The organism is Streptomyces sp. SUK 48 (assembly GCF_009650765.1).
Lineage (GTDB): Bacteria > Actinomycetota > Actinomycetes > Streptomycetales > Streptomycetaceae > Streptomyces.
This window is the reverse complement of sequence record NZ_CP045740.1, coordinates 226,553-253,105: the sequence shown is the minus strand read 5'-3', so window position 1 is coordinate 253,105 and position 26,553 is coordinate 226,553. Positions and strand designations below refer to the sequence as shown.

At 72.5% G+C, this 26,553-nt stretch carries 24 protein-coding genes and 1 pseudogene; 9 read left to right on the top strand and 16 right to left on the bottom strand.

What is annotated here, in order from left to right; translation table 11 throughout:
* Position 1: 1 nt before the first annotated feature.
* Complete coding sequence (locus GHR20_RS01110; protein ID WP_275549805.1) at positions 2-1,156, bottom strand: DUF418 domain-containing protein; 1,155 nt, start codon at positions 1,154-1,156, stop codon at positions 2-4.
* 430 nt (positions 1,157-1,586) lie between these two features.
* Here GHR20_RS01110 and GHR20_RS01105 point away from each other — a divergent pair, with 430 nt between their 5' ends.
* Together GHR20_RS01105 and GHR20_RS01100 are read left to right on the top strand one after the other, a co-directional pair.
* The gene (locus GHR20_RS01105; protein WP_153811857.1) at positions 1,587-2,255 is read left to right on the top strand and encodes a response regulator transcription factor; all 669 of its coding nucleotides are present in this window, start codon (positions 1,587-1,589) and stop codon (positions 2,253-2,255) included.
* Positions 2,252-3,364, top strand: a complete 1,113-nt coding sequence (locus tag GHR20_RS01100; protein WP_153811856.1) for a histidine kinase — start codon at positions 2,252-2,254, stop codon at positions 3,362-3,364. Before GHR20_RS01105 ends, GHR20_RS01100 begins: the two co-directional genes overlap by 4 nt.
* A gap of 73 nt (positions 3,365-3,437) precedes the next feature.
* On the opposite strand, the pseudogene GHR20_RS01095 reads toward GHR20_RS01100, so the two are convergent.
* Positions 3,438-3,536, bottom strand: a pseudogene (locus GHR20_RS01095).
* A 588-nt stretch (positions 3,537-4,124) separates the two neighbouring features.
* On the opposite strand from GHR20_RS01095, the gene GHR20_RS01090 reads away from it, so the two are divergent.
* Complete coding sequence (locus tag GHR20_RS01090; protein WP_343336038.1) at positions 4,125-4,640, top strand: GNAT family N-acetyltransferase; 516 nt, start codon at positions 4,125-4,127, stop codon at positions 4,638-4,640.
* A 70-nt stretch (positions 4,641-4,710) separates the two neighbouring features.
* Here the strand turns inward: GHR20_RS01090 and GHR20_RS01085 are convergent, their stop codons facing one another.
* Positions 4,711-5,625: an oxidoreductase gene (locus GHR20_RS01085; RefSeq protein ID WP_208446824.1), complete on the bottom strand. Its 915-nt coding sequence runs from the start codon at positions 5,623-5,625 to the stop codon at positions 4,711-4,713.
* A 77-nt stretch (positions 5,626-5,702) separates the two neighbouring features.
* On the opposite strand from GHR20_RS01085, the gene GHR20_RS01080 reads away from it, so the two are divergent.
* On the top strand, positions 5,703-6,704 hold the full coding sequence (locus tag GHR20_RS01080; protein ID WP_194858767.1) for a DUF5937 family protein: 1,002 nt from the start codon (positions 5,703-5,705) through the stop codon (positions 6,702-6,704).
* Positions 6,705-6,902: 198 nt separating this feature from the next.
* Here the strand turns inward: GHR20_RS01080 and GHR20_RS01075 are convergent, their stop codons facing one another.
* The 5 genes from GHR20_RS01075 to GHR20_RS01055 all read right to left on the bottom strand — a co-directional run bounded on the left by GHR20_RS01075 (position 6,903) and on the right by GHR20_RS01055 (position 14,126).
* On the bottom strand, positions 6,903-8,075 hold the full coding sequence (locus tag GHR20_RS01075; protein ID WP_153811854.1) for a 4-hydroxybenzoate 3-monooxygenase: 1,173 nt from the start codon (positions 8,073-8,075) through the stop codon (positions 6,903-6,905).
* A gap of 193 nt (positions 8,076-8,268) precedes the next feature.
* A complete protein-coding gene (locus GHR20_RS01070; protein WP_153811853.1) occupies positions 8,269-9,075 on the bottom strand; it encodes an AraC family transcriptional regulator in 807 nt (268 codons plus the stop codon).
* 78 nt (positions 9,076-9,153) lie between these two features.
* A complete protein-coding gene (gene car, locus GHR20_RS01065; protein WP_243877843.1) occupies positions 9,154-12,681 on the bottom strand; it encodes a carboxylic acid reductase in 3,528 nt (1,175 codons plus the stop codon).
* A gap of 119 nt (positions 12,682-12,800) precedes the next feature.
* Positions 12,801-13,511: an FCD domain-containing protein gene (locus tag GHR20_RS01060; RefSeq protein WP_153811852.1), complete on the bottom strand. Its 711-nt coding sequence runs from the start codon at positions 13,509-13,511 to the stop codon at positions 12,801-12,803.
* Between the two features lie 210 nt (positions 13,512-13,721).
* Positions 13,722-14,126 carry an FKBP-type peptidyl-prolyl cis-trans isomerase gene (locus tag GHR20_RS01055; protein ID WP_153811851.1) on the bottom strand — a complete coding sequence of 135 codons (405 nt, stop codon included), beginning with the start codon at positions 14,124-14,126 and terminating at the stop codon, positions 13,722-13,724.
* Positions 14,127-14,393: 267 nt separating this feature from the next.
* On the opposite strand from GHR20_RS01055, the gene GHR20_RS01050 reads away from it, so the two are divergent.
* Positions 14,394-15,425: a hypothetical protein gene (locus tag GHR20_RS01050; RefSeq protein WP_153811850.1), complete on the top strand. Its 1,032-nt coding sequence runs from the start codon at positions 14,394-14,396 to the stop codon at positions 15,423-15,425.
* 226 nt (positions 15,426-15,651) lie between these two features.
* Here the strand turns inward: GHR20_RS01050 and GHR20_RS36645 are convergent, their stop codons facing one another.
* Both GHR20_RS36645 and GHR20_RS01045 read right to left on the bottom strand, forming a co-directional pair.
* Entirely contained in the window at positions 15,652-15,927 is a 276-nt protein-coding gene (locus GHR20_RS36645; protein WP_194858766.1) for a hypothetical protein, read from the bottom strand.
* A 91-nt stretch (positions 15,928-16,018) separates the two neighbouring features.
* Entirely contained in the window at positions 16,019-16,588 is a 570-nt protein-coding gene (locus tag GHR20_RS01045; RefSeq protein ID WP_153811849.1) for a TetR/AcrR family transcriptional regulator, read from the bottom strand.
* A gap of 83 nt (positions 16,589-16,671) precedes the next feature.
* Between GHR20_RS01045 and GHR20_RS01040 the strand changes: the two genes are divergently transcribed.
* Positions 16,672-17,592 (top strand): NADP-dependent oxidoreductase, encoded by a 921-nt coding sequence (locus GHR20_RS01040; RefSeq protein ID WP_194858765.1) that lies wholly within the window; start codon positions 16,672-16,674, stop codon positions 17,590-17,592.
* A gap of 328 nt (positions 17,593-17,920) precedes the next feature.
* On the opposite strand, the gene GHR20_RS01035 is transcribed toward GHR20_RS01040, so the two are convergent.
* Positions 17,921-18,532, bottom strand: a complete 612-nt coding sequence (locus GHR20_RS01035; protein ID WP_153811848.1) for a short chain dehydrogenase — start codon at positions 18,530-18,532, stop codon at positions 17,921-17,923.
* Positions 18,533-18,602: 70 nt separating this feature from the next.
* Here GHR20_RS01035 and GHR20_RS01030 point away from each other — a divergent pair, with 70 nt between their 5' ends.
* Positions 18,603-19,472, top strand: a complete 870-nt coding sequence (locus GHR20_RS01030; RefSeq protein WP_153811847.1) for a LysR family transcriptional regulator — start codon at positions 18,603-18,605, stop codon at positions 19,470-19,472.
* Positions 19,473-19,862: 390 nt separating this feature from the next.
* Here the strand turns inward: GHR20_RS01030 and GHR20_RS01025 are convergent, their stop codons facing one another.
* From GHR20_RS01025 to GHR20_RS01015, 3 genes are all read right to left on the bottom strand, one after another.
* Entirely contained in the window at positions 19,863-20,603 is a 741-nt protein-coding gene (locus GHR20_RS01025; RefSeq protein WP_111581545.1) for a response regulator transcription factor, read from the bottom strand.
* Positions 20,600-21,817 carry a sensor histidine kinase gene (locus GHR20_RS01020; RefSeq protein WP_153811846.1) on the bottom strand — a complete coding sequence of 406 codons (1,218 nt, stop codon included), beginning with the start codon at positions 21,815-21,817 and terminating at the stop codon, positions 20,600-20,602. Before GHR20_RS01020 ends, GHR20_RS01025 begins: the two co-directional genes overlap by 4 nt.
* Before the next feature lie 143 nt (positions 21,818-21,960).
* On the bottom strand, positions 21,961-22,725 hold the full coding sequence (locus tag GHR20_RS01015) for a hypothetical protein (protein WP_153811845.1): 765 nt from the start codon (positions 22,723-22,725) through the stop codon (positions 21,961-21,963).
* 288 nt (positions 22,726-23,013) lie between these two features.
* On the opposite strand from GHR20_RS01015, the gene GHR20_RS01010 reads away from it, so the two are divergent.
* A complete protein-coding gene (locus GHR20_RS01010) occupies positions 23,014-23,538 on the top strand; it encodes a hypothetical protein (protein ID WP_153811844.1) in 525 nt (174 codons plus the stop codon).
* A gap of 34 nt (positions 23,539-23,572) precedes the next feature.
* On the opposite strand, the gene GHR20_RS01005 is transcribed toward GHR20_RS01010, so the two are convergent.
* Positions 23,573-24,772 (bottom strand): MFS transporter, encoded by a 1,200-nt coding sequence (locus GHR20_RS01005; protein ID WP_153811843.1) that lies wholly within the window; start codon positions 24,770-24,772, stop codon positions 23,573-23,575.
* Positions 24,773-25,410: 638 nt separating this feature from the next.
* Between GHR20_RS01005 and GHR20_RS01000 the strand changes: the two genes are divergently transcribed.
* Positions 25,411-25,887 carry a hypothetical protein gene (locus GHR20_RS01000; protein ID WP_153811842.1) on the top strand — a complete coding sequence of 159 codons (477 nt, stop codon included), beginning with the start codon at positions 25,411-25,413 and terminating at the stop codon, positions 25,885-25,887.
* A gap of 172 nt (positions 25,888-26,059) precedes the next feature.
* On the opposite strand, the gene GHR20_RS00995 is transcribed toward GHR20_RS01000, so the two are convergent.
* A complete protein-coding gene (locus GHR20_RS00995; RefSeq protein WP_153811841.1) occupies positions 26,060-26,485 on the bottom strand; it encodes a MarR family transcriptional regulator in 426 nt (141 codons plus the stop codon).
* Positions 26,486-26,553: the final 68 nt, after the last annotated feature.

Genomic DNA, 26,553 nt, shown 5'->3' with positions numbered 1-26,553 from the left:
GTCACCCGACCGACCTGGCCGGGCGGGTGAGGAGGTGCAGGAGCTGCTCCATGGGCCCGCGTCTGAACAGCCGGGTCCACACCGTCGCCAGGAGCATGGTGGCAGCGATGAACGCGGCCAGCACCGTCAGGGCGGACATGCCGTCGCCGTCGACGCCGGGGACGTACCAGACGTCGTCGAAGAACCACAGCGCCAGGATGTGCAGGACGTACGAGGTCAGCGCCATCATGCCCACCGCGGCGACGGGACCGGCCGCACGGGTGAGCCGGGGCGCCCGAGCCGCGACGGTCAGGCAGCCGGCGACCACGGCAACGGCGACTCCGGTGCCCCCGACGATCGAGAACGTCGTCTCGCTGTGCGGGACGGCCACCAGCAGCCAGCCCGGCGGGGGGCGGCCCGCGGGCTCGCCCGCGGTGTCGGACCACCACCAGGGGGACGACGCCGGGCGGTGCGTGGCGGCCGCGACGGCGGAGCGGGCGTGCGGGACCAGGCGCAGGGCCAGCCAGGAGCCGCCGTAGCCCAGCAGCGCGAGCGCCCCGCCGGTCAGCGCGAGCCGCGAGGCGGTGTGCGGGCGGCCCAGGTCCAGCCGGGCCACCGCCATTCCGGCGAGCAGGAACGGTATCCAGGTCAGCACCGGGTAGTCCCCGGTGAACAGCAGGTCCAGGGTGCCGTCCGTGCCGGTGAGGAGGGCCAGGGGGTCGTGGGCCGTGACGGCGTCCGCCCAGCCGCCGTCCGCGATGGCCGTCCGGATCCCGTACAGGGCCTGGGGGAGGACCAGGGCGGCCGCGCCGGCGGCGAGGGCGAGCGTCCCGGCCCGCAGCCGGTACAGCGGGAGAACGGCGAGGAAGAGCACCCCGTAGTAGCTGAGGATCACGTTGACCTCGGTGCCGAGGGCGCTCAGCGCGTAGCCGAGGACCAGCAGCACCACGGCCCGGATCACGACCGTGACCACGGCCTGCCGGCCCGCCCGGCCGGTACGGGGCCGCGGGCGGCCGGTGATGATGACCAGGGAGAACCCGGCCAGCAGGGCGAAGAGGGCGGAGGAGCGGCCGCTCGCCGTCTCCAGCAGGAATCCCACCGGGCCGCCCACCGCCGGGTCGGGGCCGACGTGGACCGAGAACATGCCGAAGACCGCGAGTCCGCGGGCCAGGTCGATTCCGACGAGCCGCCCCGCCGGGACCCTCCCGGACCGGGCGGGGCCGGGTCGGGGAGACGGGCGCGATCCGGTGCTGGTGGCACACGTCCCGGCGGGGCCGGGAGTGCCGCGGGGGCCGGTGTCGGTCGGCGAGCCGATGCCGATGCCGATGCCGGTGTCGCTCGGCGAGCCGGTGCTTTGCGGGCCATGTACCGATGGGTTCACCGCGCCGCCGCCCGAACCACTCCGGCAGCCGTCCCGAGGCGCCCCGCCACGCGTCCGCAAACACCTCCCCCCGCCGACCGGCCGCATGCCCGCCGGGCGGCCGGGGGAGTCCCCGCCGACCGGCTGAGTCCGTGCCGCCGATCGGCGGGTACCGCGCGCCGGCCGCCCCCGGCGGGCTCCGGCGGGGGTAGGCATCGCAGGCAGGCTTGCGAGGAGCGGAGCGCACGTGGTCCGGGTAATGGTGATCGACGACGAAGCCCTGATCCGTACGGGTTTCACACACATTCTCAACGCGGCGGACGACATCGAGGTCGTCGGCGCGGTGCCCGGCGGTCTGGGCGTGCGCGCGGTGCGGGAACTGCTACCCGACGTCGTCCTGCTCGACATCCGGATGCCGGACGTCGACGGGCTGTCCGTGCTGGCCGACCTGCGCCGGATGCCTCAGCCCCCGGTGGTCGCGATGCTCACCACGTTCGACGCCGACGACTACGTGGCCACGGCACTGCGCTCGGGCGCGGCCGGGTTCCTGCTCAAGGACACCGATCCGGAGGAGCTGCCCCACCTGGTGCGCACGCTGGCGCAGGGCGGGACGGTGCTGTCGTCGAAGGTCACCCGCAGGGTGGTGGACGGCTATCTCGACCACGGCGCGCGCGAGCCCGCCGCGGTCCGCCTCACCGACCGGCTCACCGAGCGCGAGCGCGCGGTCCTCACCCTCATGGCGGAGGGGCTGGCCAACACCGACATCGGCGAGCGGCTGCATCTGAGCACCGGCACCGTCAAGGGCCACGTCACCAATCTGCTCGGCAAGCTGCGGGTCGGCAGCCGGGTCCAGGCCGTACTGATCGCCGAGCGCGCCGGACTGCTCTCCCGGGAAGGGGGCGAGGGCGTCCGTTGACCCTCCGACGGCCTTCGGACCGGCAGCTCGACGTACTCCTCGTCGGGCTCGCGCTGCTCGACGCGGCGGCCCACGTCGGCATCGCGGAGCAGCCGGCCGCCGCCTGCGCACTGCTCGGCGCGCTCGCCCTCGGCGCGCGCCGCCGGCTGCCCCTGGCGACCTTCGTCCTCACGCTCCCCACCGCCCTGGTCACCGACGCGGTCCTCGCGCCCATGGCCGCGCTGTACACGCTCTCCTCGCTCAACCGCCACCGCGTCCTGCTGGCCGCCTGCGCCCTCACCTACGCCGTCATCGACTACCTGCCCTGGCCGTGGTCGTCCCTCGACGCCACCGAACTGTCCCAGACGAACAACCTCTTCCACCTCAGCTACACCCTGGCCACCGCCGCCGCCCCCGTCTTTCTGGGCCAGCTCGTCCAGGCCCGGCGCGAACTCTCCCTGCGCCTCGCGGACATCGGCGAGGCGCGCGCGCAGGAACGGCTGCTCACCGCCAAGAGCGTCCTCGCCGAGGAACGCGCCCAGCTCGCCCGGGAGATGCACGACGTGGTCTCCCACCAGGTCAGCCTGATCGCCGTACAGGCCGGAGCGCTCCAGGTGGGGAGCGGGGACACCGAGACGCGGCGGGCGGCGGCCACGATCCGCCGCCTGAGTGTGCAGACCCTGGACGAACTACGGCACATGGTGGGCGTCCTGCGCGATTCCGGCAGCGGCCCGGGTGAACTGACACCGCAGCCCTCCCTCGCCGACCTGGAGCGGCTGGTCGACGCCAGCGGCATCGAGGCGAAACTGGAGACCGACCTGCCCGAGGACCTGCCGCCCGCGGTGCAGCGCGCGGTCTACCGCACCGTGCAGGAGGCGCTGACCAACGCGCGCAAGCACGCCCCGGGAGCCACGGCGATCGTCCGCGTCGAGCACCGCGGCGACCGCGTCCGCACCACCGTCACCAACACCGCCCCGCTGCGGCGGGCGCTGGCGCTGCCGAGCGCCCGGCACGGTCTGGTCGGTCTGACGCAGCGGGCCGAACTCCTCGGCGGCAGCGTCATCTCCGGCCCCACCGCGCAGGGCGGTTACGAACTCCGCCTGGAACTGCCGGTCGGCCGCAACCGCTGACCTCCCGCCTGGCGGACATCGCGCCCGCGTCGTCCTCCAGACGACCACCGTTTCGTTTCCGTCGGCGGCCGGATGGCGGAGAGGGCAGGATTTGAACCTGCGTGGACCCCTGGGAGGTCCGACCTCGAGACGTGCTCGCTGGTCCCCGATCAGCCACTCCGGGCACCTCTCCTCGCTCCCGGCCCCCGGTCTTTCCCGAGCGCCGTTCACATGGACAACAGTGACAGGGGTCCCTGATATGCGGCTGATCCGCCCCTGACGGGGTTGCGCCGGTCGACGACCGTCACGGGGGAGGGGACGCGGACCGGCCGGGGTCTTCCCCGCCGGGCGTCGTGGTGGCGGCGGCGGACAGCGCGCCGCAGCGCGTCGGCCAGCTCGTGCGTCCTGCGGCGCCCATCCGCCGGGTACCAGGTCCAGATCGACGGACGCGTCGCTGCGATCACGCCGCAGCACCGGACCATCGGGACCCTCGGCGAGACGGCCGCCAGCACGGGCAGCTGAGGTGACAACTCCCTTACGACGGCCCGTGGAAGCCCGACGTCCAGGCTGCCGTGAACCGTCCAGCCGACGACGACGGGGCCACCGGCCATGGCCATCGCCGCCTCAGCGGGCGCCAGTGCCGGCTGAAGGTGCAACTCCGCCCGGAACTCGTTCCCGGGGGAAGCCGGCGACGCCCGACGGTCCCGCTCCGGGGCGGACGCACCGGACGTAGGGGGACCTGCGGACAAGAAGAGGTCGTTACGATCGGCGGATGATACGGGTGCGCCCCTTGCGTGAAGAAGACATCCACGGCGTCTCGACGGTCCGGGTGAAGGGCTGGCAAGCCGCCTACCCCGGGATGGTGCCGCAGAGCTACCTGGACGCGTTGACGGTGGCGGAGGACGCCCGCCGACGGCGCGACATGTTCGAACGCGCTTCGGACACGGTGCTGAACCTCGTCGCCGAGGAGGACAGCATCGTCGTCGGCTGGGCGGCACTGGGCCCCTCCCGCGAAGACGACCGCCACCCGCAGGACGGCGAACTCCTCGCCCTCTACGCCTCCCCCGACCGCATCGGCACCGGCATCGGCAGGGCCCTGATGCGGCGGACACTGACCGCCGCCCAGGAACGCTCCTTCCGCCGCCTCGTCCTCTGGGTGCTCGCTGCCAACACCAGGGCCCGGCGCTTCTACGAACACGCCGGCTTCCTGCCGGACGGCGCCACCTCGGACTGGCCGGTCGACGGCGTCATGGTGCCGGAGGTGCGCTACAGCAGGGACGTGCCCCCGCTCCGCTGAGGCCCCCGGTCGTCCCGGCCGGACCCTCTGACAATGACGGCCGGCCGACCATGCCACCTCGTCAACCACCCTACTCACTGAGGGAGTTCAGGTCGGCCAGCTCGCTCTCCGACAGGCGGATCGACCCGGCGGCCACGTTCTGCGCGAGGTGGTCGACATCGCCGGTGCCGGGGATCGCGAGGACGTGCGGGCCCTGGTGCAGGGTCCACGCCAGCCGGATCTGGGCCGCGCTCGCCCCATGGGCGCGGGCGACGGCGTGCAGCGTGCCGTGCTGGTCGGTGGTGGTCACTCCGGCGGTACGTCCGCTGCCGGCGATGGAGTAGAACGGCACGAAGGCGATGCCCTGTTCGCCGCAGACCCGCAGGAGCCGCTTCTGATCGGGCGTGGCCCCGATGCCGTGCATGTTCTGCACGCAGACCACGGGGGCGATGGCCTGGGCCTCGGCGAGCTGATGCTCGTGGATGTTGGACAGGCCCAGGTGCCGGATGAGCCCCGCGTCCCTCAGCTCCGCCAGCGCGCCGAATCGCTCGGCGATCGAATCGGTGCCCACGATCCGCAGGTTCACCACGTCCATGTGGTCGCGCCCCAGCTGGCGCAGGTTCTCCTCGACCTGCCCGCGCAGTTGCCGAGGCGTGGCGTGGGGCAGCCACTGCCCCGAGGTGTCCCGGCCAGGACCGACCTTGGTGACGACGACGAGGTCGTCGGAGTAGGGGTGCAGCGCCTGGTTGACGAGTTCGTTGGCCGACCGCAGCGGCGAGAAGTAGAACGCGGCGGTGTCGATGTGGTTCACACCGAGTTCGACCGCGCGCCGCAGGACCCGGATCGCCTGATCGCGCTCGCGCGGAACCGCGTCGGGCACCAGCGCCTCGCCGTACTGCGGCAGCCGCATCGTGCCGAAGCCGAGACGGTTGACCGAGAGATCGCCGAGCGTCCAGGTGCCCGATGCCGCCGCGCTGTTCGTGCCGGAAGTGATGTGCGAAGTCATGCCGGGATGATCTCCACCCGATAGCGTGACCGCCATTGATTCGAACATGTGTGAATCCTCTGGGGGGGGGTGGCCGCATGGCCGAACTGGCCTTCTCGGCCGGTGATCTGGCGCAGGTACGGTTCGTCGTCTCACCGATGTGGCAGGTGGTGACCAGCTTCCGGCTGCTGTCCGGCCACGCCGGCCGCGCCGCCGCCTCCCCGGCGCACCGCCCGTGGATCGAGCAGGTCCGGCCGCGGGTGGCCGCCGCCGGACTGGACCGGGGATGGCTCGCCGGGCTGATCCCGCCGGCCGGCTTCTTCCCCTACTTCCTCAACCCCGCCCCCACCGGTGCGGCCCCGGCCCTCGCCACGGAACTGGCCGCCGTCCAGGACGCCTCCGCCGACCGGATCCGCCGCGACCTCGACCACCTCGAACACCACCAGGGACGCCTCGACCCCCGCCTGCGGTCCCTGCACCAGGACCCGGAGACCCGCCTGGCCCGCGTCGCCGAGGAGATCCATACCTACTGGGAGCTGGCCATCGCCCCCTACTGGGCCCGCATCCGGGCGGCGCTGGACACCGACGTCTTCCACCGCGCCCACCAGGTCGCCGAGCACGGCGCGGGCCATGTCCTCAACGACCTGCACAGCGCGGTGCGATGGGACGGCGGCAAGCTGCACCTCACCCGCCGCAGCAGACCCCTGTCCCGCACCGCGGCGGGCCCCGGACTCCTGCTGGTCCCCTCCGCCTTCACCGGCCCGCGCGTGCCCACCCGGGTCGCTCCCCCCGAACCCCCGCAGCTCGTCTACCCGGCCCGCGGCACCGGCTCGATCTGGACACCGCGCCCCACCACCGGCACCGACGCCCTCGCCGCCGTACTCGGCCGCTCACGGACCCGCCTGTTGACCGAGTTGGACACCCCGGACTCCACCACCCGGCTGGCCCACCGCACCGGCCTGTCCCCGGCCGCGGTGTCCCGGTACCTCACCGCGCTCCGTGACGCGGGCCTGGTGAGCGCCCACCGGGCCGGCCGCTCCGTCCTCTACGCCCGCACCGCCGCCGCCGAAACCCTCCTCGAAGCCGCCTCCACCGCCTGAACCACCAGCGCCGTGCACCGGCCTCGGCCTCGCCGCCGTCTTCGCGCTGCTGGCAGTGGCGAACCATCTGACCCCGGCCCTGCGCGGATTCGACGACGGCTCCCGGGCCGCGGACGCCAGGAAAGACCCCGTCGACCCGGGCCTCGTCGCCCCGGACCCCGTACCGGACCCGGGGAGCCGGGGCCGGACCCCGTCGGTTTACGAGACCGGGTGAGGCGCTGTGGGCGGCTCCAGTACGGATTCCAGGTTCTTCCGGGCGACCTGCCTGCGGAACTCCCCCTCATAGCGGGCATCACCGGAGTCATGCATGGCCTGGGTCATCCACACCGCGGACGCCTGGCGTTCCCAGGTATGGCTCAGACAGGTGTCGGAGTAGCCGTCGAGCAGGCTCCAGTCGTCCTTCTCGACCTGCCGGACCACCGCGCGGGCCAGCACGTCGGCGTCGTGCAGGGCGAGACTCATGCCCTGCGCGCTCATCGGGGAGATGAGGTGGGCGGCGTCCCCGAGCAGGTAGAGCCGGCCGTAGCTCATGGGGCTGAAGACGACTCCCCGCAGCGGCACGATCTGCTTGCTCCTGATCGGGCCCCTGGCCGGCACGGGCCTGCCGAAGCGTGCCTCCAGTTCGCTCCAGACGCGGTCGTCGGGCCACTGCTCGACGGTGTCGGTGAGCGGGCACTGGAGGTAGACCCGGCTCGCGGCCGGACCGCGGGTGATCTGGGCGGCGAATCCGCGGGAGTGTACGGCCAGTACGGCCAGGGGGTCCGCGGGCACCTCCGTCAGCACGGACAGCCAGGCATAGCCGAACTCGTGGGTGGCGCAGGTGAGGACGTCCTCGGGAACGGCCGTCCTGCTGACGCCGTGGTAGCCGTCGGCACCGGCGACGAAATCGCACGTGACCGTCCGTGCCGCGCCGTCCGCGTCCCGGTAGCGGACGACGGGCCGCTCGGTGCCGACGTCGTGCAGCGACACATCCCGCGCCTCGAAGCGCAGATCACCGCCCTCGCGCAGGAAGACCCTGATCAGGTTGCGGACGAGGATCTGCTGCGGGCAGAACGCCCCGTCGGCCTCGTCCTCATCGGCGTCGCCGGTCCGCCACCGCCGCTCCTCTCCGTCTATGAGCAGCGGCATATCCGCGTCCGAGTCGCCGTGGCTGTAGCCCTCCACGGCCTCGCCCACCCCCCACTCGTTCAGCACGCGCACTCCACCGGCGTCGAGGGCCCCGGCCCGCTGCCGCTGCTCGACGTAGGCTCGGGCGTGCTTTTCGAGGACGACGCACCCGATCCCCTTCCGCAGAAGGAAGTTGCCCAGGGCGAGTCCGGCGACTCCGCCCCCTACGATCACGACGTTCGTGTCCTTGCCGGTCTCGGCCATGGATTCGCGCTCCTTGGAAAACGTGATGCCGCGCGCGTCATGGTGTGAACGGCCCTGCCGGCCGGGTCGCGCGCCGTACGGACACCACTGTGGAACCGGCCGCACCCGTCACCAACCGGTTGATGGACACGCGATACCGAAAACCCGCCAACATGGTGGGTGCGGTGTTCCAGGCGTCGCGGAGGTGCGTCCGCTACGGCGCCGCGGTCGCGGAACCGTTGCGCAGGTCCGCCTGATAGCTGCCGGGGGTCTGGCCGACCACCTCGTTGAAGGCGTCGATGAAGCTGGACGGATTCGACCAGCCGCAGGCCATCGCGGTGTCGGTGACCGACATGCCGTCCGCCAGGTAGGCCAGGGCGTGATGGATGCGCAAGATGGTGCGCCACCGGTGGAATCCCATGCCGAGCTCGGTGTGGAACAGACGGCTCAGGGTGCGCTCGCTGGCTCCCGCGACGCGCCCCAGCTGGGCCAGGGTGGCTGGCCGGGCGGGATCGGCGTGCAGCAGGTCGGTCACGGCGCGCAGCCGGTCGTCGCTCGCCTCGGGCAGGTGCAGGGAGAGCTCGGGGGTGTCGGACAGCTCGTCGATCACCACGGCGAGCAGCCGGCGGTGGGCGCCCGGCCGCGTCTCCGGCCGGCCGCCGGTCAGAGCCAGCACCACCTCGCGCAGCAGCGGGCCGACCGTGAACACACTGGGGTGCCCGAGGAGTTCGCCGCAGAGCTCGACCGGGATCGTCAGCAGTCGCGCATCGGTACGGCCGTAGAAGCGATGGGAATGGGCGAAGCCGGGCGGCGTCCATGTGACGCGGTTCGCCGGGGCCACCCACGTACCGCGCTCCGTCGTGGTGGCCACGGTGCCCGCGGCGGCGTAGACGAGCTGACCCGCTTCGTGCACGTGGGTGCCCATCGAGTAGCCGTGCGGCAGCCACGCGGCTCCGCCGTGCGTGTCGTACGGCTCGGGGGACTCGGGGGACCCCGGAGCATCCTGGCGGCTTTTCGGCATTGCGCGCCAGCCTACCGACGCGTGCTCGCCCGTTCGGGTCGGACGTCCCGTCAGGGCGAGGCACGCCGGGCCGCTCCGTCAGATCAGGCGCCGCGCCCGGAGGTCGGTCACATATTTGGTGATCAGCTCCTGCGACAGGCGGGGAATGTCGCTCTCCCCGCCGGGGGCCGCTGCCCGTACCGCCGCCCGGAACCGGTCGGCCGGCAGGGCGGATCCGCGCAGTGGCTGCTGCGGTGTGGCGAAGGCGTGCAGCAGGGGGAGCAGCGAGTGCTGCCGCGGGCGGTCGGGCAGCCCCCGCAGGGCGGTCTCGAACCGGCCGTGCCACTCGGCGTAGTCCGCCACGCGGTTCAGCGGGTGGCCGGCCGCTGCCAGCCAGTCGACGAAGGTGTCGAGCGAGATGCCGTCCTCGTGCGGATTGACCACGTTGTACGTCTGGTGGCCCGCCCGTACGTCGTCACCCAGCGCGGTGACGGCCCGGGCCGTGAAGTCCACGGGGAGCGCGTCGTAGTGGGCGCCGTCGCCGGTGCCGTCGGCGTAGAAGCTGCCGGGCGCGGTCCCCGTGGCCACCAGGCTCAGCAGGAGGCGGGTGAAGACGTCCGAGACGTTGAGCTGGCCGGCATAGCGGGGGTGCGCGAGGATCAGGTTGGAGCGGAAGACGGCGACCGGCAGACCGAACGCGTCGTGTGCCTCGCGCAGCAGCACCTCGCCCGCCCATTTGGCGGCCGCGTAGCCGTCGGCGTAGTCGCCCTGGAGATCGCGTGTCGGGCAGGCGGTGCGGATGTCCGCGGACTCGTCGGCCGCCGCCTCGTCGCCGAGGACGACGGCGACCGTCGACAGGAAGGTGAACTGCTTGATCCGGGAGGTGACCGCGAGCCTGATCAGTTCGGCCGTGCCCAGGACGTTGGGTCCGAACAGCTGGTCGTAGGGCAGGAGATGGTTGACCTGGGCCGCCGGATGGACGATCAGATCCACCGTGTCGGCCAGTCGCCGCCAGGTCTTCTGGTCGAGCCCGAGGTCCGGTTCCCCGATGTCGCCGGGGAGCACCTGGAGGTGTTGGCCGGCGAACTGGCGGTATCGGCGCAGGAGTTCCGGGTCGCCGCTGTCGAACGCCGCGTCGAGCCGTGCCCGGGCGGCCTCGGCGGAGGAGCCGCGGACCACGCACACCAGTGTGCCGCCGCGTTCGGCCAGGCGCTCCAGCCATTCGAGGCACAGGAAGCGGCCGAGGTAGCCGTTGGCGCCGGTCAGCAGGACGGTGCGGGCCTCGGGTAGTGGACCGGACGGCTTCTCGGCCCGGGTGATGGTACGGGGGTCGAAGAACGTGTCCAGCCGCAGATCACCCGCGTCGAGTCGCGTCGCGGCGGGGCCGTGGACGCGGTCGGCGGTGGGGCGACGGTGTTCCGACGCGAGTGCCCGCTCGATGTGATCCGCCACCCGCCGCAGCGTGTTGACCGGGTTGATGACCACGTCGACGGGGACGTCGACATGGAAGACCTCCTTCAGCGTCCGGGAGAACGTCAGCGCCGTGAGGCTGTCACCGCCCAGTTCGAGGAAGCGGACGCCTCCCTCCACGGCGGCGTCCTCCTGACCCAGGAGCGCACGCGCCGTCCGCAGCACGGTGTCCAGCACCGGCTGGCCGGTGCCGGCCCGGCGCAGTGCCGCCAGCTCGGTGGACTCGCGGTCGGACAACTCGGCGTACAGCGCTTCGAGACGTTCGCCGTAGCGCTTCGCCAGGGCCGGCCTCAACGGCTTGCGCACGCCGGAGAGCAGCCCGTTCTCCTGGCTGAACGGCTCGGTCTCCACGAGGAGTTCCCGTGGCACCTCGTAGGAGTTCAGACCCGCCTCGGCCGCGATGCTCCGCAGGGATTCCCGCACGATCGTCCTGAGTCGCCGGGTGTCCCCGGCGGCGCTGTCCAGGGCGTCCCGCGTGGGGACGACGACCGCGAGCAGATAGGCGCGAGAACTGTTGCCGTACAGGAAGATCTGCCGGACGGCGGGACTGCCGCCGAAGAGCGCCTCCAGACGGGAGACCGCCACGAACTCGCCCTGCGACAGCTTGAGCACGTTGGCGCGCCGGTCCACGTACCTCAGCTCGTCGGGGCCGACGCGGGCCATGATGTCGCCCGTCCGGTAGAAGCCGTTCTCGTCGAAGACGTCGGAGGTGGCATCCGGGCGCCGGAAGTAGCCCGGCACCAGCCGCTCGGACCTGACCAGCAGTTCACCCCTGGGGTACGGCGAGTCGGTGCCGAAGTATCCCAGTTCGGGGACGTCGGCCAGCTTGTGGTCGGTCACCGGCGGGCGCAGTACGCGGCTGTCGAGGAGGACGATCCCGGCCTCCGTCGAGCCGTAGCCGTCGAGCAGCCTGATGTGGAGGCAGCTCTCGACGAACGCCGTCATCTCCGCGCTGAGCGGAGCCGAGGCGCTGACGGCCCATAAGAGGCGGCCGCCCATGGTCTTCTCCCGGAGTTCCTCCTTCACCCGCTCCCCGGACTCGGCGGCATCCCCGCCCGTCCCATCGTGGCGCGCCAACTCGTCCCGGTAGTACCGCAGGAGCATGTCGGCGATGCGGGGCACCATGACGAACTCGGTGGGGCGCACCAGGGAGAGGTCCTCGAAGAGCGTCGACAGGTCGCCGGACGCCGCGAAGCAGGCCAGACCGCCCTTGGCGAGCGTGCCGAACAGCACCCCCCGGCCGATCATGTGACTGAGCGGCAGGTAGTTCAGCACGATGGCGGGCCGCGCCGCCTGGCCGGGCACGAAGTCGGCCCAGAACTGCCTGACCACCCGCTCGGTGTACATGGCGCCCTTGGGGGTGCCCGTGCTGCCCGAGGTGTAGATCAGTGTGCTGAGCGCGTCGGCCGCCGACGCCGGGGGAACCCGCGGGACCGGGGGCAGAGTCCTTCCCCGGTCGATGACCGACACCAGCGTGTCCAGGGTCGCGCCCCGGCCCTGCGACGCGAGCCGGTCGCGTGCGGCGACCAACGCCTCCTGATGCGCGGTGACTTCGGCACGGTGGCCGAGGACGACGATCCTGTCCAGCGAGGGCGCGTTGGCCGCGATCTCCAGCGCGACCTCCAGATGGCCGGCGTCCACCGCGAGCAGCCGCAGTCCGGTCTGCTCGACGATGGGGGCCAGTTGGTCCGCGGTGGCGCCGGCCGGCAGGGGGACGGACACCGCGCCGGAGCGGACACAGGCCAGCTCCACCACGGTGTACTCGGCACTCGGGCGTCCGAGTACGGCCACGAAGTCCCCGGCCTGCAAGGCTTGTTCGGGGTGGTGCAGCCACTCGGCCGCCACGGCACCGACCCGCTCCCAGAGGGCGCCGTAGGTGAGGGTGTCGAACCGCTTCAGGAGGCGCAGCGCGGTGCGGCCCGTCTCCGGGTCGGTGAACGGCTCCGTGGCCCGCTCGCCCAGAGCGGGGCGGTCGGCGTACGCCTCCATCACCGTGGCCACCAGGGCGGCGAGGGGCAGTCCGGGCCGCCGGATCGCCTCGCTGACCGTGTCCAGGGGCGCGGTGTCGCGGAACTGCGTATCGGTCGCGTACAGGTGGGCGCTTCGCCGGCCGGCGCGTGCTTCGAGTTCGTCGGCGGGGAGTCGGGAGGGGGACAAGGGCGGTCTCCTTCGGGTGGCCGGGAGCTGTTCACGTGGGTGGCCTCGCGGTTCGGACAGCGCGGCCGAGTCGGCGGGCGGGCGCTGCCCGGTCGGCGGCGGCCCGGGTCACCGGTGACTTACTGCTGCTCCGCCGCTCGTGGTTCGCCGGTCTCGTGGTCGCGGGTGAGCCGGACGATCGTGGCCGCCGCGTCACGCGCCGCGCCCGCGTCCTGGGCCTCGATCGCGTCGACGAGCCGCCGGTGCAGCCGGGCGTGGTCCTCCGCGTCGGCGGCGTCCCAGGTCAGACCGCCCAGGGACGAGGTGAGCGCCGTACCGAGGTAGTCGTACACCTCGATCAGCAGGTCGTTCCCGCTCGCGCGGACCACGGCCCGGTGGAACAGCGCGTCGACGCTCGTGGCCGCGGCCGGGTCCGCACCGGCGGCGGCCGCGTCGGCGTCGGCCAACAGCTCCCGCAGCTGCCGCAGTTGTGCCTCGTCGCGGCGCAGGGCCGCGGCTCCCGAGGCGTACTCCTCCAGTACGGTGCGCAGCTCCAGCACGTTGTCCCGCTGCGCGGAACTCGCCCGCCGCACCAGGACGGACTGGAGCTCGCTCGACGAGCGGACATAAGTGCCGTCCCCGGCCCGGGGCTCCAGCAGCCCCAGGTGCACCAGCGCGCCGATCGCCTCCCGCAGGGTGCTGCGTCCGACCCCGAGCTCCTCGATGAGTGCCTGCTCCGAGGGGATACGTGTGCCCACGGGCCAGCCCCCCGCCTCGATGTGTGCGCGGAGGCTGTCCACGAGCTGAGCGGACAGACTGGCCGTCCGCCGCGGTGCGTTGATGGGTGTCATGGGGAACACCATACAGAAACATCAGACGTTTGAACATCTGCTGATCGAGAGGGGATTACACCGCTTCCCAGGGCAACCTCCCCTCCGTGGCACCTCTTTGTGTGGCGGTTCCGCTGTTCGGCGCGATGCCGCGGCTCGACGCCACGGCTCCGTGAACGGCGAGGCCGTAACGCGCGTCACGGCCACCACGAAGGGTGTTCCAGGCGACTCTCAGGCGTTGGTCCACCCGGTGGTGCTGGAATACGCGGCCAGCAGGTCCACCACGAAGACGAGGGTCGAGCCCGCCGGGATCGACGGGGAAGGCGACTGATTGCCGTACCCGAGACGCGGGGGAACGATGATCTCGCGCCGGCCGCCAACCTTCATCCCCCGTACCCCTCGGTCCCAGCCCTTGATGACCTTGCCGCCGCCCAGGGCGAACTTGTACGGCTCGCCCCGGTCCCAGGAGGCGTCGAACTCCTTCCCGGACGCGAAGGTCACGCCGACATAGTGGACCCTGACCACCATGCCCGGCTTCACCTCGGGCCCCTCCCCGACGACCAGGTCCCGGGTGGTCAGTTCGGCGGGAGCGTCACCCTCCGGAACGTCGACCTTCGGCTTCGTCGGTTCACTCATCGCACCCTCGTCTCTTTCCGCCGGAAGCCGTCGCACGGACCAACCGGACACATGGGCGTTCCATGCGGCAACAGGTCACGCTATCGGGCCCGGAACCGGTCATCGCGGGCGAGACCGACGTGCCGCGGCGCGCCGAACGTCCTCATAGGTTCCATCTATGGGCACATCAACCCGATTGCACTACCCGGGCGGTTCGCCGGATCGGAGGCTGGTCCCAGCAGCAGCGCACGACGCCACACAAGGGATCAGGCAGTGAGAAACAAGTACATGGCAGCGATCGCCGCTGCCGCCGCACGGGCTCCGGCACTCCTCGGAGCCACGCCCGCGGCCGCGGACGAAGCCCTCGACACGGCCCTGTCGATGCCCGACCGGAGCCCGGAGGAGGACGCGGCGAAGACGCGTGCCGCTACGGCTCCGGACCTCCGCCTGGAGGGGGCCCCGAAGGCCGTCGAGGCAGGCGGTGACTGGGCAGGCTTCTCCGTCGTCCTTGAGAACGCTCACGACGGAGGGGAGGTCTGGACACTCGACATGTCCCTCGATACGGACGGCCCACGCCTGTACGGGGATGACCTCCGAGTCCAGGTCCACATCGACGGCGCGTGGCGTGACGCGCGGGTTCTCAGCGATCCCGAACTGGGCAATTACGACCTTGCGCTGCGGGAGGCGTTCTCGTTGCCGGCGGGTCGAACCACCGTCCCTGTCCGCATCCGCGCCGGATCTGACGCCCCGCTCGTCGAGTTCTTCATCGGTCCGCGGATCTTCGACGGCCATGTTCAATCGGACCCGGGTTACTGGGTGGAATCGAAGATCATCGCTCCTGCCGAGGAAGGTGAGAAGCCCGGAGGCGGCGACGAGCCCGGAGAGGGGCAGGAGCCCGGAGGCGGTGGTGAACCTGGAGAGGGGCAGGGGCCCGGAGGCGGCGGCAAACCCGGGGCTGGGCAGGAGCCCGGAGACGGTGACGAGCCCGGAGCCGGGCAGCAGCCCGGAGGCGGCGACGAACCCGGGAACGATCACAATTCCGGTACCGACCACCCCCGTGAGGACGACATGAGCGGCGGTGGCGCTAACGCCACCGGTCCCGCAGCGTCGAGCTCTTCCAACGGCGGAAGCGGTGCCGCCGCGTCGCTCGCCGAACACTCTGACGCGGCCGGCGACGACTCCGGCAGGACCGCCGCGAACGCGTCCCTGGCGGAGACCGGAAGCGACGTCTCCGGCCCGCTGCTCGGCATCGGCGGCGCCTCGATCGCTCTCGGCACGGCGCTGGTCGCCGCCCGCAGGCTGCGCCGTAACTCCTCCTGAGCGGCACCTCTTCAGCGCGAGGGTGACGACGGCGAGCCGGTACGGGTCCCGTGACCTTCATGGCCGGGTGCCCGGGCGGGCGCACGCCACGATCCGACGGCGATCCGTACCGCGCCGCCGCCTCGTTCACCTCGACCGCTCGGTGAGGGTGGCTTCGACGTACGGGAACCGGACCAGGACGAGGGCGGCATTGACGCCGGACAGCGGATCGGGGCGACGTACGACGTCAGAAGGGAACGGCCAGCCCGGCCTCACGCAGCTGAAGCAGTGCGCTGCCCATGCACTCGGCGGCCGAGGCTCCGTCGGCCCGCATGCCACCGTCCAGCGGCCCACCGGAAGCGGCGAACGTCCACGCCGGCCGACCCTCACGCATGCGCTCCGCGTCGACCCTGATCATGGCACCGACCCCCTGCTCGCCGAGCCACTCCAGGATGGGCAGCGTCACGTCCTCGACGCCGCTGTCCAGGCCCACCTTGAGGTGCCGCCCCATCCCCTTTGCCATGGTCACAACCCTACCCAGCGTCCGAGCGCGGCGACCTCCATGGGGGCGGGGCGAGAGCGCACCGCGGAACGATCACGACGCGACACGCGCCTCAGCGCATGGCCTCGGTCGCGCGTATGTCGGCGAGCGCCCGCCGTGCCAGCGGGCCGAAGTCCTCGCTGTTGCCGGTGTCGATCCACTGGTCGTGGGCGATCTCCCAGACGAGCGTGCCGAGTTTCGCTGCCACGCGCGCGGTCAGGCCCGGGACTCCACGGTGTTCGAGGGCCTCGATCATCGAGGCGGTGAGGTCGATCCGCTTCAGGGCCTCACGTTCACGCAGTTCCGTGTTGGCGTCCAGCACGGCCTGGCGCCGGCCGCTGAACTCGCGGCGGTCGGCGGTGAAGAACGTCCGGCCGAGCGCGTCGAGGGCGTCCGCCACCGCGTCGAGCGGTCCGGCCGCCTGCGGTGCCGAGGCGATCCCTTCGACGAGCAGACCGGTCACCGTGTCCCTGTCGAAGAGCACCTCGCGTTTGTCCGGGAAGTACCGGAAGAACGTGCTCTTCGTGAGCCCCGCGTGCTGCGCGATCTCGCTCACGGTCGTGTTCTCGTAGCCGTTCGCCTCGAAGAGGTCGAGGGCGGCGGCGGCGAGTCGTCCTGGTGCGTCGGGTTGCCAGCGAGCCATGGGAGCAGTGTACGGGACTTGGTCCCATCACTGGTGTACGGTCGATAAGACCAAGTCCCATCACTGGCCAGGAGAGGTCATCGATGAGTAGAGCTGTGCGTTACCGGCGATTCGGCGGTCCCGAAGTACTCGAAGTGGAGGAGATACCCGAGCCGCACGCCGCACCGGACGAGGTGCGCGTCCGGGTCACGGCCGCCGGGCTGAACCCGATGGACTGGCAGATCACCACCCAGCCCGACATGGCGGCCCGGTTCGGCATCACCCTTCCGGCCGGGTTCGGCAGCGACTTCGCCGGGGTGGTGGACGAGGTGGGCGCCGAAGCCACGGGATTCGCGGCCGGCGACCGGGTGTACGGGGCCGCGATCGGCCGGTCCGTCGCCGATTTCGTGCTGGTCAAGACACCCACCGCACACCTGTGGCCCACCCCGGCGGGCGTCGGCGATGAGGTGGCGGCCACGCTTCCGGTGTCCGGGCTGACGGCCTCCGCCGCGCTCGCCGCGATCGGGCTCCGCGCCGGGGATACCGTCCTGATCGGCGGGGCGGCGGGTGGTGTGGGCATCTTCGCCGTGCAGTTGGCGAAGCTCGCGGGTGCCCGGGTGCTCGGCACCGCCTCCGAGGGGACGTTCGGATTCCTGCGCGGGCTCGGCGCCGAGCCCGTGGCGTACGGCCCCGGTCTGGCGGACCGGGTGCGGGCCCTGGCGCCCGAGGGGATCACCGCCGCGACGGACCTGTTCGGCAGGGAGACCGCCGAGACCGCCCTCGAACTCGGCGTGGCAGCCGAGCGGATCACCGTCGTGGCCGACGGCCCCGCCCCGCCGCCCGGTGTCCGTACGGCGGGTGCCCTCGACGCGGGTCCGGGCGCCCTGGAACGGATCACCGAGGCGATCCGTTCCGGCGGGATCACGGTACCGATCGCGGCGACCTTCCCGGTCGAGCGGATTCGCGAAGCCGTGACGACGCAGGCCGAGAGGCATGTGCACGGAAAGATCGTGATCGCGCTGTGAACCGGCGCGAGGTGGACTCGGCGACCAGGATGAAGGCGGACGACGTGTCGTGATCATCCTGTGGGTTTGCCCGCGCTCCGAGGACTGAGCCGGCAGACCGCTGTCCGTGACACGAGTACAGCTGACCGACGAGCAAGGGGAGTTCACCGGGCCGTACCCGCCGATCGGCGAGTACGGCCCCTCTCCCGAGCGTCCGCGGCAGCAATTCGGGTTCACGCCCGCGGCTCCACCGGCGTCATCGGCGCGGACGCCGTAGGCCGCGAAACTCATGGAACATGCCGGCACCGGCGACGAGCGTGCCTGCGTCGGCGTTCGGTACCTGCCGGACTCAGAGGCGGTAGATCTGCCCGGTCTGCGCGCCTTCCACGGAGCGCACGTACGCCTGGGCCACGCGCTCCAGCGGCACCGAACCCATGCCGGGAAAGAAATCGCCGTAGGTGCCGAGGGACTCGGTGAAGACGTTCGGGGACACCGCGTTCACCCGCTGCGGGGCGAGCTCGATCGCGGCGGCGCGGACAAAGGCTTCGACGGCGCCGTTGGCCAGGGAGGCGGCGGCCCCCGTGACGATCGGCTCGTGCGCGAGGACACCGGTGATCAGAGTGAAGGAGCCGCGCCCGGTGACATGGGCGATGCCCTGGCGGACCAGTTCGATCTGGGAGAGGACCTTGCCGGTGAAGGCGGCCTGCCAGTCGTCCGGGCCCAGCTCGGCCAGAGGCTTGTACGGCACCGAGCCGGCCGCGCTGACCACGGCGTCCAGCCGCCCGGCCGCCTCGTAGAGGGCGGTGATCTGTGCCGGATCGGTGATGTCGTAGCGCAGTTCGCCCGAGGTGCGGCCGGCGGTCAAGACCCGGTGCCCGCAGGCGGTGAGGGCCTGGTGCACCGCGCGGCCGAGGGTTCCGCCGGCGCCGATCAGGAGAATGCTCTGCTGGGGGTTGGTCATGACGACCACGCTAGGCGTGCCCACGGGGGCAGGTGAAATGCCTTCTGGTCACTGCTTATGCTTGTGGGTCATGAATGTGGAGCTGCGTCATCTGCGGGCCTTGGCGGCCATCGGCGACGAGGGCACGCTGACGGGCGCCGCCCGTACGCTGCACATCACCCAGCCCGCCCTCTCGCGGACCCTCGCCCAGCTGGAGCAGCGTATCGGCGTGCGGCTGGTCGAGCGTTCGACGCGCAGCCTGCACCTGACCGAGGCCGGCCAACGGCTCTGGGAGAACGCGCACCGTGTCCTCGCCCAGCTCGATGACGCCTTGGCCGATGCCGCCGGGCAGGGGACGGCGCGTCCTTTGCGGCTCGTCTTCGCCTGGGCCGCGCTGGGCAGCCACACCGTGCCGCTGCTGCGGACCTGGCGCGAGCGGTATCCCGAGATCCAGGTGCACATCCGCCGGGCCGACGATCCGGCGGCGCTGCTCCGCCGCGGTGCAGCGGATCTGGCCTTCCTGCGGCTGAGCCCGGCATCGGACGATTCGCGCCTGGTCCATCGTGCGCTGACCAGTGAGCGGCGGATGGCCGCCGTACCGGTCGGGCATCCGCTGACGGACCGTTCGGAGGTGGGTCTCGCCGACCTGGGCGACGAGACGGTGGCCCTGTGCGCGAGCGCCGCGACGACCAGCGCCGAGCTGTGGCCGGCCGGCCGGCGGCCCCGTACGGTGACCGTCCCCGGGGTGGACGAGTGGCTGACGACGATCGCCACCGGCGCGGCGGTCGGGGTGACCACCGAGGGAACCGTGCATCAGCACCCGCATCCCGGCGTGTGCTATCTGCCGGTGCGTGACGCCGAGCCGGTCACGGTCCATCTGGCGTGGCCCGCGCGGCCCGCCCACCCTGCGACGGACACGTTCCGGCGCCACGTCGAGGACCACCTCGCCGAGCGGCGGTGACCGACGCTCAACTGACCGGCGGATGCGGCGTTCTCGCCGGTTCCGCGCCGCCGAAGGCCGCCCTCTTCACCGGCTCGCCCGCACGCGTGGGAGGCGATGCCTTTATCCGGTGCGGGTGAGCCGGTGGGATTCCGGTCGAGAGGCCCGCCGCCCGGGTTGGGGCGTCCTGCCACGCCGGGCCCACGCGGAGGAGTTCGGCCGCCGGGTGCCGGGGCGGCGCGGACCGCGTGACGGGAGCGGGATCGCCCGTCGCCGCTTTCCGGCGTGCTCCGCCCCGCCACGACGGGCCATCACGCTGGGCGGCCCCCGGCCGGACCGCGAAACGTTCCCGGCCGGCCGCGTGCGGGTCCCCGGCCGACCGCTTGCGAGTCCTCGAACCGGGGACCGGCGTCATGCGCGACCGGGGTCGTCGAGTCCGTGGCGCCGGGCGTAGTTCGCCGCGGCGACCCGGTCCCGGCAGCCGGTCTTGCCGAAGATCCGGTTGATGTGCGTCTTGACCGTGTTGCCGCTGAGGAACAGCGCGGCGGAGATCTCCGCGTTGCTCAGGCCGCGCGCCACCAAGGCCAGCACCTCGGCCTCCCGCGCGGTCAGGTGGTCGGGAAGTCCGGCCGCCCGGGGCACGGCGGGGGCCGGCTCCACGGGTCGCGCCGCCGCGGCCAGTAGGGCCGCCTGGACCTGGGGGTCGAGGACGGCGTAGCCGGTGACCGCGCTGTGCAGCGTGCGGGCGATGTGCAGCCGGTCCGCGTCCTTGGTCAGATAGGCGCGGGCACCGGCGCGGAGCGTGTCGAGCACCGAGGCGTCGTCGGCATAGGTGGTGAGCACGACGACGGCGACATCGGGGTGTTCGGCCGTGAGCCGGCGGGTGGCCGCGATGCCGTCCAGGACCGGCATGTGCAGATCGAGGAGGATCGCGTCCGGGCGGTGCTCGGCCACGGCGTCCAGGGCCTGTTCACCGTCGGCGGCCGTGGCCACGACGCTGAGGTCGGGGAGCAGGTCGAGCATGATGGCCAGGCCCTCGCGGACGCTGGCCTGGTCGTCCGCGACCACGATCCTGAGCGGCGGGGCGGCCGTCCCGGTCGCACCGGACCCGCTCTCGGCGGTGCCCGGCCCGAAGGCGCCCGGAGCCGTCATCGGGGCACCCGCGCGGTGAGTGTCCAGCGGCCGTCGCGGGCATCGGTCAGCAGCTGTCCGCCCACCAGGAGCAGGCGTTCCCGGATACCGGTGAGGCCGTAGCCGCCGTCGACGGTGGTGAAAGAGGGCTTTGCGGGCTCCTCGCCGGCGCTGAGAAAGGGGTTGCTCACGGTCATGGTCACCTGATCGTCCTGGTAGCCGAGGACGATGTCCACCGGCTGGTGCGGCGCGTGTTTGGCCGCGTTGGTCAGCGCTTCCTGCGCGGTGCGCACCAGTTGCACGTTCTGTTCCGGTGACAGTCCCGGCTCCGGACCGCTGATGGTGATCCGCACGGGTGCCCGGTGCTGCCTGCGGTGCTGCTCGGCGATGGCTTCCAGGGCCTGGGGCAGAGGGACGCTGTCCGCCCGCAGGGCGTGGACCGCGCGCCGGGTCTCGACCAGACCGTCCGCGGCCATGCGCTGGGCCCGGGCCAGCATCTCGTCGACGCGGCTCTCCTGACCGCCCTCGGCGATCAGCGCCCTGGCCGCCTGTATCTGGATGCCGAGGGCGCCCAGCGACTGGGCCAGCACGTCGTGGATCTCCCGGGCGATGCGGGTGCGTTCGTCCAGCACCGCGGTCAGCCGCTGCTGGGCCCGCAGCCGCTCCACCTGCTCCAGCATCCGGGCGGCCTGCTCGGCGCGAATCCGGTAGGCGCGGCGATTGTGCCCCGCCAGCAGGGCCACGACCAGCAGCAGGGGGAAGCCGAGGAAGACGCCGCGGCCCGCTCCGCCGGCCAGCGCGCCGATCTGCACCGCCAGCACCCCGATGGCCACGACGATCCAGCCCGTGCGCAGACCTGTTTCGCTGCCGGCCGCGATCACGGCCATGATGGCGAGCCCGACCAGGGCCGAGGCATGGGGCGCGGCGCAGGCCAGTCCCGAGACCGCGGTGATGACGCCGAGCAGGATCGGCAGCAGGACGTCCCAGCGGGGTGGGCCGGGCGCACGCGAGTCCCGGTGGGCGGAAAGACCGGCGGAACCCCGTGCGGGGGAGCGGCCGAAGGCGCCGGGCTTCAGGTCTCCGTAGGCCCAGGTGGCCAGTGCGGCGCCGGACAGCGCGAACGCGGTGGCCACCGGCGTCGACGGGCCCGAGCCGGCGGGGAGGAGGACGAGACTGTCCAGCCCGATGAGGAGGAACGCGATGCCCCGGATCAGCCAGGTGACAGTGCGCAGCACAGCACCACGATACGGCTCCGGGAGGCGACCCAGCAGAGGAGCGGACCGGTGTGCGGTACGGGCGGTGCCGAGGTGCGCCGGGGCCGTGTGCTCCCGTGCGCCGGGCCCGGAGCCGGGGGTGAGGGACGGCAGGAGGAGGGGGCTCACCGGCGGCGGTCTCGCCGCGCGCGCCGGGCGTCCCGCTCCGCCCGCCGCGCGAGGTTCCCCGCGCGGGGCCGGGCGCCGGACCGGGCCGTCGTATCGGCGCCCGGGGCCGCCGGGCCGGAGACGGTCCCGGTACGCTCCGAGGCGGCGCGCACGATGCGGCCCGCGCGCCGGTTCGTGCGCGAGATGTTCCTGGACGGCTCCCCGGCGGCACCGGCGGGCACGGGAGGCCGGTTCCCGTACCGGCGCACGAGCCCGCGCGCACCGCCGGGGACCGGGGTCTCGCCGCGGTCCGGCGCCAGGGAGACACCGGCGGCCAGCGCGCGGGGCACGAGGACGAGGGCCTGCCCGACCCGGTTGACGCCCAGCAGGAGCAGAACGGACGAGCTGGACGCGGCCACCCCGGCATCCAGGGCGTGGGCGAGGCCGGTCATGACCAGCCGTGAGGCGATCAGCGCGGCCCACCACCACAGTCCCGCGACGGGCATCCGGGCCCACAGCGCTCCGCCCCGGTGCTCCAGCCGGACAGCGCGTCCCTGCCCCGCCCCGATCACCGCCGCCAGCAGGCCGCCGACCACCAGACAGCCGGTGTCGGCGCCGGTCGGCTGCCGCCCCGCGCTCGCCAGGCTCAGCGATCCGGCCACCGTGAGCGCCGCGGGAAGGACGATCAGCTTCCTCGCGTGCACGGCATCGCCCCGCCACTGCCGCAGCAGCACCAGTACGACGATTCCCACGGCGAGCAGGATCTCCACCGGGCTGGACATGAAGGGCCTCCGCGGATTCGGCGCGAAGCGGCACGAAGGTGGGCCGCGCGGTCGGGACCACGCTAGGAACCAGGCCCCCGCGCGGCGTCACCCCATGCGGTGACCGGCAGGGTGATGTCCGCGCCGCCCGTTGGTACCGCGGGGTCATCCGCCGCCCGCCGGGAGTCGTACCGGTCTCGCCTCCCGCGATGACGCGGTACACCCGGCTTCTTGCCGAAGCTGGGGTACGCCCCGGTTCCGCTTGCGGAGATCTTCGCGGGAAAGCCCCCTGAGAAAGGATGTTCTGCCATGTCCGGCATCGGCCAGGCCATGATCATCAATGGCGTCGTGCTGTTCGCCGTCCTGGAGGCGGACCTCGGTCCGCACCGCACCATCGGACGGTTCCGTGTGTTGCGGCCCGTCCTGACCGCGGCGGTGATCGTGCCGTTCTTCGTGAAGGGCCTCACCACCACGGGATACGGTCTCGTCCTGGAGCTCGCCGGTCTGCTGGCGGGCCTGCTGTGCGGGCTGCTGGCGGCGCGCGGCATGCGGGTCTACACCAGCCCGCGCACCGGCCGGCCGGTCAGCCGGGCCGGGTGGGGTTATGCCGCCGTGTGGTGCGTGGTCATCGGTGCGCGCGCGGCCTTCTCCTACGGCTCGGAGCACTGGTTCCCCGTGCAGCTCGCCACCTGGATGGGCACGCACCGGATCTCGGCGGACGCACTGACCGACGCGCTGCTGCTGATGGCCGTCACGATGATGCTCACCCGCACTGCGGCGCTCGTCCTGCGGGCCCGCGGGGTGCGTACTCGTACGGCCGCGGCGCCGGCCTGACCCGGCCTTCCGGGGCCGGCCGGCGGCCGCGGGCTCACACCCGGTGGCGCGCGACCAGCCTCGCGTGCAGTCGGCGGCCCCCGAGGAAGGCCACCGCGGCGGTCACGGCACCCGCGGCGCCCGGCACCTCGTAGCCGACGGCGGCGCCGGTCGCGTCCACCACGAAGCCCGAGACCGACGCGCCCAGGGCGCAGCCCAGGGCGACGCCGGCGGTCGCCCAGGTGAGGCTCTCGGCCAGCCGGCCGCGCGGCACCACCCGTACGACCGCGGCCTTGGTGGTGACCGAGACGGGAGCCACCGCCGCTCCCGCGATCAGCAGGGCAGCGGTCAGCGCCGCCAGGCTGTGCGTCAGCTGCATCGGGATCATTCCGGAGATCATCACGGCTGCCGCGAAGGGCAGGCGGCCTGTGGGTTCCCCGGCCGTTCTCAGCAACCCGAAGGCCGAGCTGGACACGCACGCGCCCAGGGCGAACGCCGCGAGCATCTGGCCGGCCGCCGACTGGTCCCCGAGCGACCGGGCGGACGCGACGGTCGCCACCTCGATTCCGCCGAAGACGATCCCCGTTCCCAGACAGGTCGCCACCAGCACCCGCAGCCCGAAGGAGTTCAGAGCCGGTTCGCGGTGGCTACGACGTGGATGCGGCGGGGGCTCGACCGCGTGCCGCACCGTGAGCATGAGAACGCCCACGATCAGAAAACCGAGTGCCCACAGCGGCCCGGCGGTGGGAAACCACAGGGCGCTCAGCTCGATGGAGAACAACGGCGCGACGATGAAAGCCGCCTCGTCGAGCACCGACTCGAGCGCGTAGGCGGTGTGGAGCAGCTGCGGCGAGTTCCCGCATACCGCCGTCCACCGCGCACGCGTCATCGCCCCTACGCTCGGCATCGTCCCCACCGGCACGGCACAGACGAAAAGTGACCAGTCCGGCGCACCGAGATGGAAGCAGAGCAGCAGGGCGCCCGCGGCCGCCACCGTGACCGCCGCGGCCGGGCGCAGTACCCGCCGCTGCCCGTACCGGTCCACGAAACGCGAGATCTGGGGGCCGATCGCCGCGGTGGAGAGCTGGAGGGCCGCCGTCAGGGTGCCGGCCAGCCCGTACCGTCCGGTGGTCTCGGAGACCATGGTCAGGACGCCGAGTGCGAACATCGGCCGCGAGAGCCGGCCGAGGACTCCCGCACCCGTGAACCACCTGGCACCCGGCAGGGCGAAGAGGTCGCGATAAGCGGCGAGCACGAGCGCTCCCAGGGACGCGGCGCACGGTGCCGGTCGTCGTGCGGCACACACGGGTCAGGTGGTGCACCGAGGTCGTTGCGGCCGAAACCGTGCCGATTTCGGTGTGAGCACCGGGCACGGTGCGGTCGGACCGTCTCCTCGTGAATCGCGGGCAGTGCCCGGACCGCCGGACGCCACGACACGCCGGCCGGCCCCTCGGGCAACGGACCGGCGAACCGTGGCTGCCACCGGCACCGCGGACCGAGTGCTCCTGCCTGCCATTGTTCAGCAGGCGGGCGTGCCGGGCACACCGCGGACGCCTTCGGTGCGGCCCGTTCCCTTCCCGATCGGTCATGTCCGCGGCGCCCCGCCGGCCGCCCGCGAGGCACGCGCGCGGCGGGCGGGGAGGTCTTCTTCCGACTCGTCCGGGCGGACCGGCAGGTGCGGATCGATGTCGGGCGCCTGGTGGCGGATGCCGGGCCGCGACAAACATCCGGGGGGACGGCCGGAGTCGTAGGCGTGGCGGCCGGTACGCCAAGTGCGACGAGGCAGAGGGCGGTACAGGTGACTTCACGGGCACGCCGCGCCGCGGCGGCGGCGATGTCGACGGACGATGGCGGAGGGCGGGGACCCGGCGGGAGAGCTGCGAAGGGCTGACGGTGCAACAGGACGTACTCGGTATCTATCTGAACGACCATCTGGCCGGAGCCACGGTCGGTGCCGGCCTCTCACGGCACCTGGCCGACCGCCATGGGCGCAGTGCCCGCGCCTCCGTCCTGAAGCGCGTCGCCGACGAGATCGCCCAGGACCGGCAGAGCCTACTGATGATCATGGGCCGACTGGGCGTCCCCGTTCACCGCTACAAAGTCCTCGCGGGCTGGGTCCTGGAGAGGGTCCGGCGGCTGAAACCCAACGGCGTCCTGCGCCGGCACTCCGGCCTCGACACCGTCATGGAACTCGAGACTCTGCGCCTTGGGGTCGAAGGGAAGTCCCTCCTCTGGCTCACCCTGCTCGCGCTGGCTCCCCAGCGGACCGCTCTGGACCCGGCACAACTGCGGGACTTGCTCGACCGCGCGCGCACCCAACTCGACACGGTGGAAGACCTGCGCCGCAAGGCGGCGACCGCCGTCTTCTAAGGGCTGTAGCGAAAGTGGATCACCGTGCCGGGTTCCGGGAGTGTTTTCCGGCAGGTGGCGCCAAACCGTCTTGATATCAGCGGCTTAGGGCAGGGGCTGATCTTTCACACGCGAGGGGACTTCGGGCAAGTCCCCGAGACGTGCCGGCGGCCGCTGGACGGGCGGTCGGCGGTCAGCGGTCGGTGAGACGGGCCGTCAGGCGGGACAGCAGGGTGACGGACTCGCCGAGCCGGCGTTTTTCGTCGGGGTCGAAGGTCTCGCGGATGGCGGCGCCGAGGGCGCCCGCGCGGAGAGTGCGTTCCCGCTGAAGGCGAGAGCGGCCCGCGTCGGTGAGGTGCAGCAGGAACTTCCGGGCGTCGTCGGGGTGCTGCTCGCCGTGGACCAGGCCGGCGGCGGAGAGGTCCTTGACCGACTTGGCGGCCGACTGGTGTGTGACGCCCCGCAGGCGGGCGAGGTCCGCCGTGGTCAAGGGGCCGCCGCGGTCGAGGAATCCGAGAACGGCCGCCTCTCCGGGCGGCATGGTGTCCACGGTCCGCACGGCCCGGACCAGCTCCCCGAGCGACCGCCGTAGCTCCTCGGCCAGCGCGTCTTCGTCCATGAGGCCATCCTAGCCGCCCATCTCACACTTAGTTGTACAGTTAAGTTGTACAACCGAGTTCAATAAAT

Excerpts from the sequence above, each read along its gene's own strand:
- GHR20_RS01015 (WP_153811845.1), bottom strand. The coding sequence starts at position 22,725 with ATGTCCAGCCCGGTGGAGATCCTGCTCGCCGTGGGAATCGTCGTACTG.
- GHR20_RS36645 (WP_194858766.1), bottom strand. The coding sequence starts at position 15,927 with ATGGCAAAGGGGATGGGGCGGCACCTCAAGGTGGGCCTGGACAGCGGC.
- GHR20_RS01010 (WP_153811844.1), top strand. The coding sequence starts at position 23,014 with ATGTCCGGCATCGGCCAGGCCATGATCATCAATGGCGTCGTGCTGTTC.
- GHR20_RS01060 (WP_153811852.1), bottom strand. The coding sequence starts at position 13,511 with ATGACACCCATCAACGCACCGCGGCGGACGGCCAGTCTGTCCGCTCAG.
- GHR20_RS01075 (WP_153811854.1), bottom strand. The coding sequence starts at position 8,075 with ATGGCCGAGACCGGCAAGGACACGAACGTCGTGATCGTAGGGGGCGGA.
- GHR20_RS01030 (WP_153811847.1), top strand. The coding sequence starts at position 18,603 with ATGAATGTGGAGCTGCGTCATCTGCGGGCCTTGGCGGCCATCGGCGAC.
- GHR20_RS01085 (WP_208446824.1), bottom strand. The coding sequence starts at position 5,625 with ATGACTTCGCACATCACTTCCGGCACGAACAGCGCGGCGGCATCGGGC.
- GHR20_RS01025 (WP_111581545.1), bottom strand. The coding sequence starts at position 20,603 with ATGACGGCTCCGGGCGCCTTCGGGCCGGGCACCGCCGAGAGCGGGTCC.
- GHR20_RS01055 (WP_153811851.1), bottom strand. The coding sequence starts at position 14,126 with ATGAGTGAACCGACGAAGCCGAAGGTCGACGTTCCGGAGGGTGACGCT.
- GHR20_RS01045 (WP_153811849.1), bottom strand. The coding sequence starts at position 16,588 with ATGGCTCGCTGGCAACCCGACGCACCAGGACGACTCGCCGCCGCCGCC.
- GHR20_RS01080 (WP_194858767.1), top strand. The coding sequence starts at position 5,703 with ATGGCCGAACTGGCCTTCTCGGCCGGTGATCTGGCGCAGGTACGGTTC.
- GHR20_RS01050 (WP_153811850.1), top strand. The coding sequence starts at position 14,394 with ATGGCAGCGATCGCCGCTGCCGCCGCACGGGCTCCGGCACTCCTCGGA.
- GHR20_RS01070 (WP_153811853.1), bottom strand. The coding sequence starts at position 9,075 with ATGCCGAAAAGCCGCCAGGATGCTCCGGGGTCCCCCGAGTCCCCCGAG.
- GHR20_RS01035 (WP_153811848.1), bottom strand. The coding sequence starts at position 18,532 with ATGACCAACCCCCAGCAGAGCATTCTCCTGATCGGCGCCGGCGGAACC.
- GHR20_RS01040 (WP_194858765.1), top strand. The coding sequence starts at position 16,672 with ATGAGTAGAGCTGTGCGTTACCGGCGATTCGGCGGTCCCGAAGTACTC.
- GHR20_RS00995 (WP_153811841.1), bottom strand. The coding sequence starts at position 26,485 with ATGGACGAAGACGCGCTGGCCGAGGAGCTACGGCGGTCGCTCGGGGAG.